General features: G+C 61.9%; 11 protein-coding genes and 1 tRNA gene. 11 read left to right on the forward strand and 1 reads right to left on the reverse strand.

The window, feature by feature from the left end; all coding sequences use genetic code 11:
* The first annotated feature begins 207 nt into the window (after positions 1–207).
* The 3 genes from BEN49_RS10585 to BEN49_RS10595 all read left to right on the forward strand — a co-directional run bounded on the left by BEN49_RS10585 (position 208) and on the right by BEN49_RS10595 (position 2,521).
* Positions 208–1,650 (forward strand): Gfo/Idh/MocA family protein, encoded by a 1,443-nt coding sequence (locus tag BEN49_RS10585; RefSeq protein ID WP_070743089.1) that lies wholly within the window; start codon positions 208–210, stop codon positions 1,648–1,650.
* Positions 1,651–1,718: 68 nt separating this feature from the next.
* Positions 1,719–1,792: transfer RNA gene (locus BEN49_RS10590), tRNA-Ala, on the forward strand.
* A 96-nt stretch (positions 1,793–1,888) separates the two neighbouring features.
* Complete coding sequence (locus tag BEN49_RS10595) at positions 1,889–2,521, forward strand: DUF6624 domain-containing protein (RefSeq protein ID WP_070743091.1); 633 nt, start codon at positions 1,889–1,891, stop codon at positions 2,519–2,521.
* Positions 2,522–2,591: 70 nt separating this feature from the next.
* Here BEN49_RS10595 and BEN49_RS10600 read toward each other — a convergent pair whose 3' ends face one another.
* The gene (locus tag BEN49_RS10600; protein ID WP_070743093.1) at positions 2,592–3,683 is read right to left on the reverse strand and encodes a LacI family DNA-binding transcriptional regulator; all 1,092 of its coding nucleotides are present in this window, start codon (positions 3,681–3,683) and stop codon (positions 2,592–2,594) included.
* Positions 3,684–4,261: 578 nt separating this feature from the next.
* Between BEN49_RS10600 and nagB the strand changes: the two genes are divergently transcribed.
* The 8 genes from nagB (at position 4,262) to BEN49_RS30505 (ending at position 19,012) form a co-directional block, all read left to right on the forward strand.
* Positions 4,262–6,178 (forward strand): glucosamine-6-phosphate deaminase, encoded by a 1,917-nt coding sequence (gene nagB, locus BEN49_RS10605; RefSeq protein ID WP_070743095.1) that lies wholly within the window; start codon positions 4,262–4,264, stop codon positions 6,176–6,178.
* A 102-nt stretch (positions 6,179–6,280) separates the two neighbouring features.
* Entirely contained in the window at positions 6,281–7,576 is a 1,296-nt protein-coding gene (locus BEN49_RS10610; RefSeq protein ID WP_070743097.1) for a sugar MFS transporter, read from the forward strand.
* Positions 7,577–7,894: 318 nt separating this feature from the next.
* Positions 7,895–10,966, forward strand: coding sequence for a SusC/RagA family TonB-linked outer membrane protein (locus BEN49_RS10615; RefSeq protein ID WP_070743145.1), 3,072 nt, complete (start codon positions 7,895–7,897; stop codon positions 10,964–10,966).
* A gap of 9 nt (positions 10,967–10,975) precedes the next feature.
* Entirely contained in the window at positions 10,976–12,565 is a 1,590-nt protein-coding gene (locus BEN49_RS10620; RefSeq protein WP_070743099.1) for a SusD/RagB family nutrient-binding outer membrane lipoprotein, read from the forward strand.
* Positions 12,566–12,954: 389 nt separating this feature from the next.
* On the forward strand, positions 12,955–16,218 hold the full coding sequence (locus BEN49_RS10625; RefSeq protein ID WP_239691905.1) for a VCBS repeat-containing protein: 3,264 nt from the start codon (positions 12,955–12,957) through the stop codon (positions 16,216–16,218).
* Positions 16,218–17,564 (forward strand): vanadium-dependent haloperoxidase, encoded by a 1,347-nt coding sequence (locus BEN49_RS10630; RefSeq protein WP_070743101.1) that lies wholly within the window; start codon positions 16,218–16,220, stop codon positions 17,562–17,564. Before BEN49_RS10625 ends, BEN49_RS10630 begins: the two co-directional genes overlap by 1 nt.
* A gap of 9 nt (positions 17,565–17,573) precedes the next feature.
* Positions 17,574–18,368 (forward strand): alpha-L-fucosidase, encoded by a 795-nt coding sequence (locus BEN49_RS30500; RefSeq protein ID WP_317040432.1) that lies wholly within the window; start codon positions 17,574–17,576, stop codon positions 18,366–18,368.
* Positions 18,369–18,370: 2 nt separating this feature from the next.
* Positions 18,371–19,012 (forward strand): alpha-L-fucosidase, encoded by a 642-nt coding sequence (locus BEN49_RS30505; protein ID WP_317040433.1) that lies wholly within the window; start codon positions 18,371–18,373, stop codon positions 19,010–19,012.
* Positions 19,013–19,074: the final 62 nt, after the last annotated feature.

Below are 19,074 nucleotides of genomic sequence, written 5' to 3' on the forward strand. Positions count from 1 at the left end.
CGGCCGGGGGGCTGCTACGCCAATGTTACGTTTGTGTGGCCCACGCCGGGGCCCCGGGCCGCCACCGGCCGCGCCTTGGGGGCCCGGTGCAGGCTGCATAAACGTTTTAGCGGAATGATACGGGGTAAATTCGCAATTTTCTGTACCTTCCGCCTCGAAATTGTCCTTTCTTCTCCTCTTTCCCTCCCCTCCTATCCCCGCCCACTTATGAGCCAGGTTCCCGAAGCGCCGTCCCGGCGCGATTTTGTTAAGAAAAGTACGTTGGCCGCGGCCTCCTTTTTCATTGTGCCGCGCTTCGTGCTGGGCGGCAAGGGCTACACCGCCCCCAGCGACCAGCTACTAGTGGCCGGCATCGGCGTGGGGGGCAAGGGCGAAAGCGACATTGCCATGTTTGCCAAAACCGGCAAGGCCCGCATCGCCTTCCTCTGCGACGTGGACGACCGCCGCGCGGCCAACTCGCGCAAGGCGTTTCCGCAGGCCAAGTACTACAAGGACTGGCGGAAGATGCTGGAGAAGGAGCACAAGCACATCGACGCGGTGTCGGTGTCGACGCCCGACCACAACCACGCTATGCCGGCCCTGGCGGCCATGCAAATGGGTAAGCACGTGTACGTGCAAAAGCCACTGACCCACGACATTGCCGAGGCGCGCGCCCTCACCGACGCGGCCAAGCGCTACCCCAAAGTAGTGACCCAGATGGGCAATCAGGGCTCCTCCAACGACGGCGTGCGCCAGCTGATGGAGTGGTACGACGCCGGCACCATTGGCGATGTGCACACCGTGTACTGCTGGACAGATCGGCCCGTCTGGCCCCAGGGCATTGCCTGGCCCACCACCACGGCCACCCCGCCCGCCGAGCTCGACTGGGACTTGTGGCTGGGCACGGCCCCCAAGCGCGATTATGTGGACCACCTCATTCCCTTCAACTGGCGCGGCTGGTGGCCCTACGGCACGGGGGCCCTCGGCGACATGGGCTGCCACCTGATGGAGGCCCCCTTCCGGGTGCTCGACCTGGAGTACGCCAACGCGGTGCAGGCCAGCGTGGGCAGCGTGTACGTGGACGAGTTTAAGCGCGGCTACTTCCCCGAGAGCTGCCCGCCCAGCAGCCACGTCACGCTCACGTTTCCCAAAACCGCCAAAACCAAGCAGGACATCACCATGCATTGGATGGACGGCGGCATCCAGCCCGAGCGCCCCGACGAGCTGGGCGCCAACGAGCTGTTTGGCGACGGCGGCAACGGCATCCTCTTCATCGGCGACAAGGGCAAGATGATGGCCAGCACCTACGCCGAAAACCCGCGCCTGCTGCCCCTCTCCCGCAACCAGGAGGTGAGCGTGCCCCAGACCCTGGCCCGCGTGCCGGGCCAGGCCAACGGCCACTACGGCCAGTGGGTGGAAGCCTGCCTGGCCGGCGCCGGCAAAACGAAGCTCAGCTCGCCCTTCGCGCTGGCGGGCCCCCTCACCGAGGCCCTGCTGATGGCCAACCTGGCCGTGCGCGGCTACGACCTGCAAAAGCCTAAGGCCGCGGGCCAGGGCTTCGACTACCCCGGCCGCGGTCGCAAGCTGCTCTGGGACAACCAGCAAATGCGCATCACCAACCTCGACGAAGTAAACCAGTTCGTGAAGCGCGATTACCGCACCGGTTGGTAAGCCCGCGGCGCGCCGCGGGGCCCCAGCGCGGGGCGTTTGCGGCGGCCGCCGTATGTTTGCCAGCACTTGGGGGATTAGCTCAGCTGGCTAGAGCGGTTGCTCCGCAAGCAACAGGTCATCGGTTCGACTCCGATATTCTCCACTGAAAAAGCCCCGGCCGGTTGGTCGGGGCTTTTTTGTGAGCGGCGGGCCCGCAGCGCGCTGAATACTAACGATCTATCATTAACGTTGCTTCCCCATGAAGCACTTGTTACTCCTGCCGCTGGCCCTCGCCAGCCTGACTGATGCGGCCGCTCAGAGCGCACCGCCCGCCGTGCTATACCCCCGGCTCAGCAAGACGCTCGATAGCCTGGCCTACGCCGACCAGTGGCCCATGCAGCAGATGTTCAAGCAGCAGCCCGACAGCGCCGGCCGGGACTTGGTAGAAGTTGAAAAGGAGAACTTTGCCCGCCACCAGCCCATCCTGGAAAGAATTGTGCGCCAGTACGGATACCCCGGTTTCCGACAGGTAGGCCCCAAAAGCGCCAACAATTTCTGGCTGCTGGTGCAGCACGCCGACGCGCACCCCGACTTCCAGCGCCAAGTGCTTCACCTGATGCTGCCCGAAGTAAAGCACAAAAACGCGGCCCCTTCCAATTACGCCTACCTCACCGACCGGGTAGCGGTAAACGCGGGCCAACCCGAGGAATACGGCACCCAGGTTGAGTACCAGGGTCCTGGCCTGGGCAAAGCAGTGCCCAAGTCCCTGCGCGACCCCGCCCACGTCAACCAGCGCCGCGCCGCCATCGGCATGGAACCGTTGGAAGAGTACCTGAGCAGCATGACCAAGATGCACGTGGAAATGAATACACCGAAAGTACCAGGCGTCTAATTACGGCCTCACGCACTTGCAGCCCCGGAGGGGCGGCCTGAAATAGGGGCCCAGGCCCGCGCTGGGGGCCCTATTTCTCCACGTAGTAGCGCAGGTTTTCCTTGGTGATGATGTCGAGCGGGAGGTACTTCAGCGGGGGGACTTCCTTTTTGAAAACCAGCTGGTCGGCCAGCGCGAAAACGCCTTGGTAGCCCTGCTCGTGCGGGTTTTGGTTGATGAGGAAATCAATCACGTCCTCGTGGAGGAAGTGGATGTTTTTCTCCAGCAGGTCGTAGCCCACCAGGCGGATGTCCTCGCGGTGGTAGGCTTGCAGGTAGGGCGCAATTTCGTAGGCCTTGGAAGTGCTCACGAAAATGCCGCGCAGGTTCACCGTTTCGTCGTCAAGCAGGCGGTTGAGCTGCCGGGCAAACGACGGGTCGGATGGGTCGGGCAGGTCGATGCTAACCACGGCATCGGGGGCCAGCTGGGGCCCCGGGGCTCCCTCGGCCCGGGCGGCCCGCTGGGCAAAGTAGTCGCGGAAGCCGCGCTCCTTCTGCGTCACGTGCACCGAGTTGGCAATGTCTTCGGCGATGTGCGCGATGAGGTAGGTGCCCGGCTGGGCCTGCCCGAACTGCACCAGCTTGCCCGCCAGAAACCCGCTTTGGTACGAGTCCTGCCCCACGTAGCTCAGCGAGGGCAGCTCGGCGATGTAGGTATTGAAGAGCACGTAGGGAATGCGCTGCGCCTGCCAGCGCTCAAAAAACGCCAGCGACTCGCGGTAGAACAGCGGCGCGACGAGGATGCCGTCGGGCGCGGAGCGCGTGGCCGCCTCGGCCTGCGCCACAAACGAGGCCACCTCCGTCAGCTCGTAGGGGTACATCGTGACGGTGACGCCGTACTGCTTGAGCTCCTTGGCCGCCTTGCCGATGCCGTCCCACGGGGCCTGCCAGTAGGGGTCGATGAGGTGGTCGGGCTGCACCACGGCCAGCTGGTAGGTGCGGTTCGAGCCCAGGGTGCGGGCAATCAGGTTGGGCTCGTAGTCCAGCTCCTGCATCATGAGCAGCACTTTCTGCCGCACTTTTTCCGACACCCGGCCCCGGTTGTGGAGCACCCGATCCACGGTTCCTACCGACACATTGGCCTTGGCGGCAATGTCCTTGATGCGTACCGCAATTTTTTCCATACTCTAACTACTCTCTCTGCACGGCGCGCCAGCTGGTAGACGGCGCCCGGCGCGCGGGTTCGCGCTTACGGGTAAACACCCCAAAGTTATCACGTAACCCCGCGGTAATGCTGCGCTGGGGGCCCTGCCCTACCGCCGCAGTGCCGGGTTAGTCTTACCCGCGGGTGGCAAGCGCTGGCCTAATGACCACGGACTGCCCCTGTGGTTGCCGCGCGTCTATTTTTTCTTCGCTTGGGGGCCTCAGGTGCATGGTGCAGCTTATCACGTCGCGCAAAGTGCCGTGTGTGCGCACACTTCGGACATTTTTTTTTGCGTGTGCGCACACATTTTTTTGTCAAATGCTTGCTTTGCTTGCGCGGCGGACTTAAGTTTGAACCGGACAAACTATTATTTACTACTATTATTCTATTAAGCTGTGCTCGCCCTCGGCTAGTCGGCCCCTATCAAACCCCACGATTATTGCTGCACTAATTCTAGTTTGCCGCTGCGAAAATGGTCCTTGGGGCCCTAATTTCTCACCAGCCGCTCCTTCCTGCTTCGCTTTAAAAATCAGCCATTTTTACGCTCGAAATCCAGCCATGGAAGTACTGAATTACTCGGAAACCACGTTTGAAAAACTGCCGGTCACCGTTTTTGAAACGTCGCAGGAGGGCGCCATTTACGTGGCCCACGAAATTGCCGAGCTGATCCGGGCCAAGCAGGCCAAGGGCAAGCAGGCCGTGCTGGGCCTGGCCACCGGCTCGTCGCCCATTGGCGTGTACCAGGAGCTGGTGCGCTTGCACCGCGAGGAGGGCCTCAGCTTCCAGAACGTGGTCACCTTCAACCTTGACGAGTATTACCCCATGCAGCCCGACGAGCTCCAGAGCTACGTCTACTTCATGCACGAGCAGCTATTCGACCACGTGGACATCCGGCCCGAAAACGTGCACATCCCGGACGGCACGCTGCCCATCGAGCAAGTAAAAGCCTACTGCCAGGCCTACGACAAGCTGATTGAGGCGTGCGGCGGCCTCGACTTGCAGCTGCTCGGCATCGGGCGCACCGGCCACATCGGCTTCAACGAGCCGGGCTCGGCCAGTACCTCGACCACACGCCTGGTAAAGCTTGACCCGCTGACGATTACCGATGCGGCCAAGGACTTCATCAAGGAAGAATACGTGCCGCTCCGGGCCCTCACCATGGGCGTGGGCACCATCACCAAGGCCCGCCAGATCATCCTGCTGGCCTGGGGCGAGGGCAAGGCCAAAATCCTGAAGGAAACGGTGGAGGGCAAGATTTCGGACGCCGTGCCGGCCTCCTTCCTCCAGCAGCACCCCCACACCCGCGTGGTGGTGGACCAGTGGGCCGCCCTGGAACTGACGCGCATCAAAACGCCCTGGCTGGTGGGCATGTGCGCCTGGGACGACGCCCTGATCCGGCGGGCTGTTATCTGGCTGAGCCTCAAGATGCAGAAACCCATCCTCAAGCTCATCGACGAAGACTACAAAGATGGCAGCCTGAGCGACCTGCTCGTAGAATCGGGCAACGCCTACAGCCTCAACATCCGGGTGTTCAACGGCATCCAGCACACCATCACGGGCTGGCCGGGCGGCAAGCCCAACTCGAACGACGACAAGCGGCCCGAGCGGGCCCTGCCGGCCCACAAGCGGGTGCTCATCTTCAGCCCCCACCCCGACGACGACGTGATTTCGATGGGCGGCACGCTGCTGCGCCTCGTGGACCAGGGCCACGACGTGCACGTGGCCTACCAGACCTCGGGCAACATCGCCGTGTTTGACGACGACGCCCGCCGCTTCGCGGACTTTGCCCTGGACTTCGCCGAGAAATCAGACGTGGGCGCCGCCCAGATGCAGCGCGAGCACGCCGAAGTGGTGGATTTCCTCGGCCGCAAAAAGTTGGGCGAGGAAGACAGCCCGCTGGTGCAGGACATCAAGGCCCTGATTCGCAAGGGCGAGGCCGCCGCCGCCTGCCGCTTCTGCGGCGTGCAGGACGCCAACGTGCACTTCATGAACATGCCATTCTACGAAACCGGGCAGGTGAAGAAGAAGCCGCTGGGCGAGGAAGACATCCAGGAGGTGGTGAACATTTTGCAGGAAATCCGGCCCCACCAAATCTTCGCCGCCGGCGATTTGCGCGACCCGCACGGCACGCACAAAGTGTGCCTCGACGCCATTTTTGCCGCCCTCTCGCGCCTCAAGGGCAAAGAAGCCTGGCTCGACGACTGCTACCTGTGGCTGTACCGCGGGGCCTGGCAGGAGTGGGACGTGGAGGACATTGAGATGGCCGTGCCCATCAGCCCCGAGGAGCTGATGCGCAAGCGCCAGGCCATTTTTAAGCACCAGTCGCAGAAGGACAGCGCCGTATTCCCTGGCAACGACAAGCGCGAGTTCTGGCAGCGCTCGGAAGACCGCAACCGCGCCACCGCCGAGCGCTACGACGAGCTCGGCCTGGCCGAGTACGAGGCCATGGAGGCCTTCGTGCGCTACCGGTTTTAGGGCCCCCGGGCCACTGCCGGGGCCCCCGCCCGCGTTCAGGCGCTAGCCGGGGCCCCACCCCGCCCCCGGGCGAACCCTCCCCTATCTTTTCTTGATTATCGCATGAAAGACAGCAAAGCCACCGTCGTTCCGCCCTTGGTCATCATCGGGGCCCTGTTTTTCATCTTTGGGTTCATCACCTGGCTCAACGGCACGCTGATTCCGTTCCTGAAAATTGCCTGCGACCTGACCTACGCGCAGGCATTGCTGGTGACGTTCGCCTTCTACATCGCCTACGTGTTTTTGGCCATCCCCTCGTCGCTGATTTTGCGCCGCACGGGCTTCAAAAACGGCATGGCGCTGGGCTTGGTCGTGATGGCAGCGGGGGCCCTGGTGTTCGTGCCGGCGGCGCAGGCCCGCTCGTTTGGTCTGTTTCTGGCGGGCTTGTTTGTGCAGGGCGCCGGTTTGGCGCTGCTCCAAACCGCCTCCAACCCCTACGCCACCGTGCTGGGGCCCATCGAGAGCGCCGCCAAGCGCATCAGCATCATGGGCATCTGCAACAAGGTGGCCGGGGTGCTGAGTCCGTTCATCATCGGGGCGGTGGTGCTGAAGGGCGCTTCGGAGCTGGAGAGCCAGCTGGCCCGCACCGCGTCGCCGGCCGCCAAAGCCGTGCTGCTCCAGCAGCTGGCCGACCGCGTAATTTTCCCTTACCTCATCATGGCGGGGGCCCTGGTGGTACTCGCTGGCCTGATTAAGATCTCCGGCTTGCCGGAAATTACGACCGAAGAAACCGCACCCACGCCGGCGGCCGGGGCCCCAGCAACCGCCGGAAAGGGCCTTTTCCAGTACCCACACCTGGCCCTGGGCGTGCTGGCACTGTTTTGCTGCGTGGGCGTGGAGGTCATTGCCGGCGACACCATCATCCAGTACGGCCGGGCGCAGGGCATCAGCCTCGACGTGGCCCGGAATTTTACCTCCCTCACGCTGGCGGCCATGCTGGTGGGGTATTTTGTGGGCGTGTGGGCCATTCCGCGCTACGTAACCCAGCAGCGGGCCCTGGCCATTTGCGCCGTGGTGGGGGCCGTGCTCACGGTGGGCATTTTGCTCACGCAGGGCTTCACCTCGGTGCTGCTGGTGGCGCTGCTGGGCCTGGCCAACTCGCTGATGTGGCCGGCCATTTTTCCGCTCAGCATCCGGGGCTTGGGCAGCTACACCGAGCACGGCTCGGCGCTGCTCATCATGGGCATTGGGGGCGGGGCGGTGCTGCCCTACGTGTACGGCAAGCTCAGCGAAGGGCTGGGCTTGCAGCAGGCCTACGTGCTGCTCATTCCCTGCTACTTATACATTTTGTTCTTCGCCCTCAAGGGTCACGCCTACCAACCTAAAACCACGGTAGCCTACGCCGTGCCGGTAGTTTAATTAATTCGTACGGACGCCCCTGTGGTGGGGCCCCGGGCGGGCGCGGCGGGCCCTATTTACCGCAAGCCGCTGGTCACCAAAGCATCTTCTTTACCTTTTTGGCAAGTGGCTTTTAATTAACTCCCGGCAAAATTACTTTCGGCGCTTTGCTTACTGATTAATCAAATTTGACTGATTTGTTAACTAAATAATTAGGTCCTTTTATCGAATTGATTACTTCCCCTGCAAGGCAGAAAATAGCTAACGAAATTCTCTCCCGCGCTCTTTCCCAACCTTTTGCAATTCGATTGACCCTCACCAAAAACCCCTGAATCCATGATGAAAAAAACCTTACACCTAATAGTTTTACTCTTGCTGCTTTGCCGAGGGTATAGCTATGCCCAGGCAACCAAGATTGCGGGCAGAGTAACCGGTTCGGACAGCGCACCCCTCATCGGGGTGAGCATCCAGGTGGGCGGCACCACGCAGGGCACCACCACCGACGTGGACGGCAACTATGCCATCGCGGCCCCGGACAACGCCTCGCTGGTGTTCTCCTACGTGGGCTACTTGCCGCAGACGGTGGCCGTGGGCGGCCGCACGACCATCAACGTGGTGCTGGCCAACGACAACAAGGAGCTGGGCGAAGTCGTGGTGACGGCCCTCGGCATCAAAAAGGACGAGCGCAAGCTGGGCTACTCCGTCACGAAAGTAGACGGGGGCCTGCTCAACGTAGCCCGCGAAACCAACGTGGCCAGCTCGCTGCAAGGCCGCGTGGCGGGCCTGAACGTGGCGGGCGCCAGCGGCGGTCCCGGCTCGTCGGTGCGCCTCAACATTCGCGGGGTTACGTCCTTTTCGGGCACTTCTTCGCCCCTCATCGTCATCAACGGCGTGCCGATGGACAACACCGTGCGGGGCAGCGCCGGCGAATGGGGCGGCTCCGACCTGGGCGACGGCATCAGCAACATCAACCCCGACGACATTGAGAATGTGACGGTGCTTAAAGGCTCGACCGCCTCGGCCCTGTACGGGGCCCGGGCGGCCAACGGCGTGGTGCAGATAACGACCAAGAGCGGCTCGCGCACCAAAACCACGATTGAGTACAACACCAACCTCCAGATGGATCGAGCGGTTGACAACACTGATTTCCAGAGCGAGTACGGCCAGGGCAGCCAGAACCTGCGCCCGACCGACATCGCCTCGGCCATTGTGTCGGGCAACACGGCCTGGGGCCAGCGCCTCGACGGCGCGCCCACCGTCGGCATCGACGGCCAGCAGCACGCCTACTCGAAGGTGAACGGCAACATCAACAACTTCTACCGCACGGCGCCTTCCTGGACCAACACGGTGGCCATTTCGGGTGGCGGCGACAAGGGCACCTACCGCCTGTCGCTGTCGAACCTGGACGGCCAGTCCATCCTGCGCAACAGCGGCCTGACGCGCCGCACGGTCAACTTCAACACGGCTTACGACCTGACCAAGAAGCTGAGCTTCAACCTGACGGCCAGCTACGTCGACCAGAACGATAAGAACCGCGCCCAGCTCAGCGACTCGCCCCTGAACGCCAACAACATCCTGTTCCTGGCGCCCAACATCGACCAGGCCACCCTGAACCCCGGCTTCGACCCGAACAACAACGGCCTGGAAACGGCCTGGAACGTGGATAGCTACGCCACTAACCCCTGGTTTGTGGTGAACCAGTTCGTGAACAACGTGTCGCGCAAGCGCCTCCTCAGCACAATTTCGGGCCGGTACCAGTTCACCGACTACCTCTCCTTCCTGGCGCGCGTGGGCTACGACTACTCCAGCGACCGCCGCTTCGGCGTGACGCCCTACGGTACGCTGTACTCGAACGCCGGCGAGGGGGGCCTGGACAACCTGACGTTGGGCAGCCGCCTGGAAATGAACTCCGACGCCCTCCTGTCGTTCAACAAGCAGCTCAACCCAGACTTCTCCATCAGCGCCAGCCTGGGGGCCAACTACCGCCGCAACACGTTTGAGAGCAGCCGCTTGTACGGGGGCAACTTCATTGTGCCCTACCTGTACACGCCCACCAACCTGCGCACCCGCAACCTGGAGTACCAGTCGACGGAGCTCATCACACCCTCGGCCTACTACACCGCCGACTTCACGTACAAGTTCCTGACCCTGAGCACGACCGGCCGCTACGACCGGTTTTCCACGCTTCCTAACGGCAACCGCAGCATCTTCACGCCGTCGGTGGCGGGCAGCTTCATCTTCTCGGACCTGCTCGACTCGCCGGCCCTGAGCTACGGCAAGCTGCGCGCCTCCTACGCCAAAACCAGCGGCGAGGCCGCCAACCCCTACCTCACGTCGCAGTACTACAACATCGGCAACCCCATCAATGGCGTGCCGCGCGCTTCGTACAGCTCAACGCTGCCCAACGCCAACCTGCGGCCTTACAACCTGCGCGAATTTGAAATCGGCACGGAGCTGAAGTTCCTCAACAACCGCATCGGGGTGGACCTGGCCTACTTCAACCGCAAAACCAGCGGCGAGATTGTGAACGCGGCCCTCTCGGTAGCGACGGGCTACGAGGGCACGACGGTGAACCTGGGCTCGACCCTGAACCGCGGCATCGAGCTCGCCCTGACGGTGGTGCCCGTGAAGCGCGGCGTGTTCACCTGGACCTCGTCGTTCAACTTCACCAAGCTGCACAACGAAGTGCTGGATATTGACGGCGGCGCCAACAACCCGCTGCAAACCGGCACCTACCGCCCCATGAACGGCAACATCGGCATCGTGAAGGGCCTCGCCATTTCCCAAGTGCGGGCCTACGACTACAAGCGCGATGCCAGCGGCAACGTGATTGTGGGCGCCGACGGCATTCCGCTGCGCGGCGACCTGAAGCCGATGGGCTCGGGCATCGCCAACCTGTACGGCGGCTGGAACAACGATTTCACCTTCGGCAACTTCAACTTGTCGGCGCTAATTGACTACAAGTTCAACAACAAGATTCTGTCGGCCACCGAGTACTATTCTTACACCCGCGGCCTCAACAAGGCCACGCTCACCGGCCGCGAAACCGGCGTAGTAGCAGTTGGCGTTACGGAGAGCGGCGCCGTCAACACCGTATCGGTACCGGCCTACACCTACTACCCCACGCTGGCGGCCAACGTGTCGGCCCTGTCGGTGCTCGACGGTAGCTTCATCAAGTTCCGCCAGCTTGCCTTCGGTTACACCTTCAACCAGAAGCTGCTGGCACGCACGCCATTGCAGTCCGTTACCCTGTCGCTGGTGGGCCGCAACCTGTTCACCATCCTGAAGCACACCGACAACATCGACCCCGAAAACACCATCTCGCCCCTGGTGTCCTACGCCGGGGTAGAGGGCGGCTCGCTGCCCTTTGCCCGCACGTACGGCGCTACCCTCAATGTCAAATTCAAATAAGCCAGCACGATGAGAAAGACAATTATTTATGCGGCTTTAACGACCGTTCTGTTCAGCACGTCCTGTTCGGAAAAGTACCTGGACGAGGTAAACACCAACCCCAACGCCGCCTCGGCTGCCAACCTCAACCCCAACTACCTGCTCACCGATGGCCAGGTGACGTTTGCCAACGCGGGCTACGCCCAGCTGTTGTACCCGGCTACTGCCATTCAGGGGCTGGCCAGCACGTTCAACTACTACGGCAACGGCGACAAGTACACCAACTCGGGCGGCTTCACCGGCTACCAGGGCCTCATCTTCGGCCAGGGCTACACGGCGCTCAGCCGCTTGCAGCAGGCCATCGACGTGGCCAACGCCCAGAGCGCGACGCGCTTTGTGAACGTGATTGCCATCAGCAATATCATGAAAGTCATGATATTCCAGCGCATCACCGATACCTACGGCGACATCCCGTACTCGCAGGCGTTGCAGGCGGGGCAGGGCATCAACACGCCGCAGTACGACAAGCAGGAGGATATTTATCCGGCCCTGCTCACGCAGCTCGATGCTGCCATCGCCAGCCTCAGCACTACGGGCCCCACGGCCTCGGGCGACCTGGTGTACGGCGGCGACGTGACCAAGTGGAAAAAGCTGGGCTACTCGCTGATGGTGCGCGTGGCCATGCGCATGACCAAGGCGAACCCCACCCTGGCCAAAACCTACGCCGAGAAAGCCGCCGCCGGCGGCACCATGGCCAGCTACGCCGACAATGCCTTCGTGCGCGGCGACATTGCCTTCGGCGACACCCAAAACGCCACGACCAACGCCCTGCTCACCACCGACGACTTTCGGGAAGTGAAGTGGAGCAAGACCCTGATTGACTACCTGCGCACCACCAACGACCCCCGCCTGGGGGCCATTGCCGAAGTGCCGCAGGCCGGCGCCCTCAACAACGCCAACCAGGCGCTGCCGGGCGACAACACGCCGGCGCTCCAGCGGGGCCTGCCCAACGGCTACGACCTGACGGGCGGCTCGCTTGACATTCGCAAGCGCAGCGACTACCCCGGCGCCACGGGCTCGGGCGCCGACGTGGCCCCGCTCGGCGGCTACTCGCGGCCGCGCCTGGCCGTGTACATTCAGCGCGCCGCGCCCAACTTCTTGCTGACCTACGCCGAAACCGAGCTCTTGCTGGCCGAAGCCGCCAGCCGCGGTTGGAGCGTGGGCGCCAACGCCGCTACGCACTACGCCAACGGCGTGGGTGGCGCCATGCTGTCGCTGTCGCAGATTAACGCGGCGGCCACCATCAGCCAGGCTACCGTCGACGCCTACGTACTGGCCAACCCCCTGGGTGCTACCCCGCTCAAGCAAATTAACGAGCAGTACTGGCTGGAGGCCACCACCACCTTCGACTTCATCGAGGCCTGGAACAACTGGCGCCGCTCGGGCTACCCCGCCCTGACGCCCGTGGTGTACCCCGGCAACGTGACCAACGGCACCATTCCGCGCCGCCTGATCTACCCGGTTACGGAAGTATCGAACAACCCCACCGGCTACGCCTCAGGCGTGGCCAGCCTCACCGGCGGCGACCTGCTGACCTCGCGCGTGTGGTGGGATAAATAATTAATTAAATCAGTAAATAATGGGGGCTTCACACCAAACAGGCTTGGGGTGAAGCCCTTTTTTTGACCGGACGTTCAACCCCACCCAACGCCCCTTCTCCCGGCCTCCGCTGCGCACCAAGCAGGCCGGAGAAGGGGCCCCGGTGGAGGACGATACAAACCACGCACAACCCTTCCTGCACTTCATCGCCACCGCTGCGCTGGGGCCCTAAAAATCAAGTTTTGCTGTACTATGCTGTGCAGCTAATAGGAACTAAGGGGGCCCCGGGCGGGTGTTGTATATTTTAGCCTGTAAAGCCTTTTTTACGGTCTTAATCTATTAATTTCTTGAGCGCCCTCATCACCAATTTATTTGCGCACGTGCGCCAGCTGCGCGCTGGCTACCGGCTGGTGCTCACGCTCCTGGGCCTGGGCAGCGCGCTGAGCAGCCAGGCGCAGCAGCCGTTGTTTAGCCTGCTCAATGCGCAGGAAACGGGCATTGCGTTTAATAATGCCGTGAGCGAAAACGAGGCGCTCAATATTCTATCCTACGAGTATTTTTATAATGGCGGCGGCGTAGCGGTTGGCGACGTTAACAACGACGGCTTGCCGGACCTGATGTTTACCGGCAACATGCGGCCCAACAAGCTGTACCTCAACCTAGGGGGCTGCAAGTTTAAGGACGTTACCGACCAGGCCAGCCCGGCGCTGGGCGGGCGCAAAGACGGCTGGAAAACCGGCGTCACGATGGCCGACGTCAACGGCGACGGCCTGCTGGATATCTACATCTGCTACTCCGGCAAAAAGGCCGACGACGTGCGCCGCAATCAATTATTCATCAACCAGGGCGGTGCCAAATTCAAGGAGGAGGCCAGCCAATATGGCCTCGATGACCCCGGTTACAGCACGCAGGCCGCCTTTTTCGATTATGACAACGACGGCGACCTAGACATGTTTTTGCTCAATCATAACATTAAAAAGATTGACAACATGGAATTTGCCCGCTACAAGGGCGAAGTAGATGCGCTGGCTGGCAATAAATTATTCAAGAACGAAGGCGGCCATTTCACCGACGTTTCCAAAGCCGCCGGCATTGTGCAAAGTCCGCTCACGTTTGGACTGGGCATTGCCGTGGCCGATATTAATAAGGATGGCTGGCAGGACGTGTACGTCACCAACGACTACAACGAGCCCGATTACTTATACCTGAATAATAAGAACGGCACGTTTACCAACCAAGCCCAGCAAATGCTGCGGCACCATTCCCACTTTTCGATGGGCGTGGACATTGCAGATTTCAACAACGATGCGCAGCCGGACATTTTCACCCTCGACATGCTGCCGGCGGATAACCATCGCCAAAAATCGCTGCAATTAGAGGAAAACTACGAGGTATTTGAGTTGATGCAGCAGCAGGGATTATACCCGCAGTACATGCGCAACATGCTGCACCTCAACAACGGCGACGGCACCTTTAGCGAGATTGGGCAGCTGGCGGGCGTGTCGAAAACCGACTGGAGCTGGTGCCCTTTAATTGCCGATTTCGACAACGACGGCTACAAGGACATCTACATCAGCAACGGCTACCTGCGCGATTACACCAACAAGGATTTTTTGCGCTACTGGGGCGATTACAAGATTAAAAAAGCAATGGCGCGGGAGCCGTTTCTGCTGATGGATTTGGTGACGGCCATGCCCGCCACGGCGGTGCCCGACTACATTTTCCGCAACGAGCACAACCTGACGTTTTCCAACAAGCAGCAGGAATGGGGCCTGAACCAAGCCAACATGTCGAACGGCGCCATTTATGCCGACCTGGACAACGACGGCGATTTGGATTTGGTCGTGAATACCCTCAACCAGCCGGCCAGCATTTACCGCAACCACAGCACCGACGCGCACCACACAAATTACCTGGCCCTAAAGCTGAAGGGCCCCGGCCCGAACACCCAGGCGGTGGGGGCCAAGGCCTACGTGTACACGCCCGGCCAGGTGCAGTACCAGGAAGTAAACCCCAACCGGGGCTACCTGTCGTGCGTGTCCACGGTCCTAAATTTTGGCCTGGGGCCCCACCAGCGGGCCGACTCGGTGCGCATCGTCTGGCCCAACCAAACCACGCAGCTGCTCACCAACGTGAAGGCCAACCAGCTGCTCCAATTGACCGGCCAGCCCAAGGACCGGCCGGTGGCCCCAGTTGCCAAGGTCACTAAAACGATGTTTAAGCCCGCCGCGCCGCTGTTTGCCTTTCAGCCGGAGGAAGTGACGCTGAACGACTTCAAGCGCCAGCTGCTCATGCTGTTCATGTACTCCAAAACGGCGCCAGTAATGGTGAAAGCCGACGTGAACAAGGACGGCCGGGAGGACCTGTTTGTGAGCGGCGCGAAGGACGAAGTGGGCCGGCTGTACTTACAGCAGCTGGGCGGCAAGTTTATCGAAGCGCCCCTGGGCCGCGCTACCCCCCGGCCGGCCGGCACCGTGGCGGCGGCCGCTTTCTTCGACGCCAACGGCGATGGGGCCCCCGACCTGTACCTGGCCAAAGGCGGCTACGCGCTGTACGAAGCCGGGCAGGACGAATTGCAGGACGAGCTGTACCTCAACGATGGCAAAGGCCACTTGAGCCTGGCCCCTACCGGCCTCCCCTCCCTCACTGCCGGCAGCAAAAGCTGCGTGCGGGCCGCCGATGCCGACAACGACGGCGATTTGGATCTTTTCGTGGGCGGGCGCGTCATTCCGGGCCGCTACCCGCTGGCTCCGCCCAGCTACCTGTTGCTCAACAATGGCAAGGGCACATTTACGGCCGCCGAGGTGCCATTTGCCCACGCCGGCATGGTGACGGATGCGCAGTGGGTGGACCTGAACCACGACGGCCGCCAGGACTTGGTGCTGTGCGGCGAGATGATGCCGCTGACCGTGTGGACCAACACCCCGCAAGGCTTTAAGGACCAGACCACCGACTACTTCGCCACGCCCCAAACCGGCCTCTGGTTCAGCCTGCACATGGCCGACGTGAACGCCGATGGGCAGCCCGACCTGGTGGCCGGCAACCTCGGCCTGAACAGCCCCCTGCGGGCCACCGCCCAGGAGCCGGCGGCGTTGTACTACGCCGACTTTGACGGCAACGGCTCCATCGATCCGTTTTTCAACTTCTACGTGGATGGCACCAGCTACCCCTTCGTGAGCCGTGACGAGCTGAACGACCTGATTTACCCCATGCGCCGCCGCTTCACCTCCTACAAAGCCTACGCCGACGCTAAAATGGCGGATATTTTCCCCGGCGATGAGCTGAGCAAGGCCAGCAAGCTGGAAGCCACCGAGCTGCGCACCATGCTCTACCTCAACAACAAAGGTAAACTCACGGCCGCGGAACTACCGGTGGAAGCGCAGTTTTCCGTCGTGACCCAGGTTACGAGTGGCGACTACAACCACGACGGCCACCCCGACCTGCTACTGCTCGGTAACCACACCGATAACCGCCTGAAAATGGGCAGTATCGATGCCGGCTACGGCTGCCTGTTGCAAGGCGATGGCCGGGGCCACTTTACTTATGTGAAGCAGCCGGTGGCCGGCATTTGCGTGGTTGGCGACGTGAAATCGGCGAGCGAGATCACGGTGGATAAGCAGCCCTACTTGGTGGTGGGCGTCAGCAACGGGCCCGTACAGTTTTATAAAGAATAATGAGGAGGCTCAAAATTATGCTGGCCGCGCTGGTGGCTGGGCCGCTGACTTACAACCCGGTAGCGGCCAGGGGGCCCCAGCAGGCCCAGCCGCTTGATCCCAGCAAGGCGCTCGATGCCATCAACATGACGATGGTGCACGATGTCATCAGCCCGCCGGCCGCGGCGCGCTACTACGCCTATAGCATGCTGGGGGCCTACAGCATTGTGGCGGCCCACAACAAAAGCCTGCCCCCAGCGCAGCATTTGGTAAAAGGCTTCACCACCAACCTGCGGCTGGATACCGTGAAGGCGGCCTACGACTACCAGGTGGCTGCCTACTACAGCATGCTCGAAACGTCCCGCCGGCTGCTGCCCTCGGGCGAAGACCTGGCCGAGGAAGAAGCCAGCTTTTTGCAGGGACTGGCCAAGCAGGGCATGAAGCCCGGGGTGCTGAGCCAGTCGGTACGAGTAGGCAAGCTGGCGGCGGCAGCCGTAGTTAATTTCTCTAAATCAGACCATTATGCGCAGCTGAGCACGCTCAAGCGCTACACGCCGGTGCGCGCCGAAGGCAGCTGGTACCCCACGCCCCCCGCCTACCTGGAGGCCGTGGAGCCCAACTGGGTAACGATTCGCCCGCTGGTTATCGACGCGGCTAGCGGGTTTCGGCCGGCGCTGCCCTGCGCCTTCAGCAAGGACACGGCCTCGGCCTTTTACCACCAGGTGCAAGCCGTGTACAAAGCCGGCAAGCAGCTGACGAGCGACCAGATCCAGATTGCCCAGTTCTGGGATTGCAACCCGTTTGCCGTCAGCACGGCGGGGCACATGGCCATTGGCTTCAAGAAAATCAGCCCCGGCGGGCACTGGATGAACATTGCCGCCCTGGTGGCGAAGCAGCAGAAAGTGGGGTTCGACAAAACCGCCTACGTACTTCTTGCAGAGGGCATTACGCTGATGGATGCCTTCATCAGCACCTGGGACGCCAAGTACCTGACCAACCGCATTCGTCCCGAAACCTACATCAACAAATACGTGGATGTGAAGTGGCAGCCCTTTTTGCAAACGCCGCCCTTTCCGGAATATACCAGCGGGCACGCCGTGATTTCCAACGCCTCGGCCGAGGTGCTCACCTACCTGCTGGGCGATAAAATCGCCTACGTCGACGACACCGAAATCCCGTTTGGCAGCGGCGAGCGGCCCTTCACCTCGTTCCGGCAAGCGGCGGCGGAGGCGTCCATCTCCCGCTTCTACGGCGGCATTCATTACCTGGACAGCGTGACCGACGGCAACGTGCAGGGGCAAAAAATCGGGCGCTACATCATTGCCAAAATACTGGCCAACAACCCCAAACACTTAACTAAGAAATAGCCTGTGTTCATGAAAAAAGTGACCCTCGCCCTTGCCTTGCTCGCCGCAGCCAGCGCCCTGCCGGCCCGGGCTCAGCAGCAGGGCATCCACCAGCAGTCGACGGAGTACGAAGCGCCCACCGACCCGCTGGTGCAGCAGAAGCTGGACCACTGGCAGGACCAGAAATTCGGGCTGATTTTGCACTGGGGCCTGTACGCCGTGCCAGGCATCATCGAGTCGTGGACCATCTGCTCGGAAGACTGGATTGAGCGCGACAGCACCGTGGCGTACGAGGATTACAAAAAGCACTACTGGGACTACAGCAAGCAGTTCAACCCCACCCAGTTCAACCCCGAGCAGTGGGCCAGCGTGGCAAAAAAAGCGGGCATGCGCTACCTGGTGTTCACCACCAAGCACCACGACGGCTTCAACATGTTCGACACCAAGGAGTCGGATTTTAAGATCAGCAACGGGCCGTTCAAAGACAACCCGCGGGCCGACGTTGCCAAGTACGTGTTCGACGCTTTCCGCAAGCAAGGCTTTATGATCGGGGCCTATTTCTCGAAGCCCGACTGGCACTCGCAGGATTTCTGGTGGTCGAAATACGCCACCCCCAACCGCAACGTCAACTACGACATCAAGAAGTACCCGTGGCGCTGGAAAAAGTACCAGGACTTCACCTACAACCAGATCGGGGAGCTGATGCACAACTACGGGAGCGTGGACATTCTGTGGCTCGACGGCGGCTGGGTGCGGCCCAAGGAAACCGTGAACGCGGAAGTGCGCTCGTGGGGGGCCCCATCCCAGAGTTCAGCCAGGACGTGAACATGCCCCGCATTGCGGCCATGGCGCGCCAGGCCCAGCCCGGCCTGCTGATGGTGGACCGCACCGTGCACGGCCCCTATGAGAACTACCAGACGCCCGAGCAAAAGGTACCCGAGGGCAAAATCGACAACCCCTGGGAGAGCTGCCTCACACTGGCCAACAACTGGGGCTACGTGCCCAACGACGTGTACAAGTCGCCCACCAAAATCATCCACACGCTGGTGGAGGTGGTGGCCAAGGGCGGCAGCCTGCTGCTGGGCGTGGGCCCCCGGCCCGACGGCACCCTCGACAACGAAGCCGTGAGCCGCCTGGCGGCCATTGGCAAGTGGCTGGATGTGAACGGGGCGGCTATTTACAGCACCCGGGCCACGGCGCGCTTCCAGGACGGCACCACCTACTTCACGCAGGGCAAAACCGGCACCCGCTACGCCATTGCCTGCCTGCCCGAAGGCCAGCCCGCCCCCGCCACCGTGGCCTGGACCGGCAACGTGCCCCGCAAAGGCAGCGCCGTGAAGCTGCTCCAAACCGGCAAAACCGTGAAGTGGACCGCCACCGGCGACAAAGTGACGCTGACCCTGCCCGCTACGCTGGCCAAGCAGGCCGGGGCGTACCCGGCGCTGGCTTTCGCCTTCGTGGCCAAGTAGGCTTTTTTATAAAACTGACTCCCTGCATGTTACATTCAACGCTTACCCGGGGCTTGCTGGCC

The sequence above is a fragment of the Hymenobacter coccineus genome (genome assembly GCF_001816125.1).
Classification (GTDB): domain Bacteria; phylum Bacteroidota; class Bacteroidia; order Cytophagales; family Hymenobacteraceae; genus Hymenobacter; species Hymenobacter coccineus.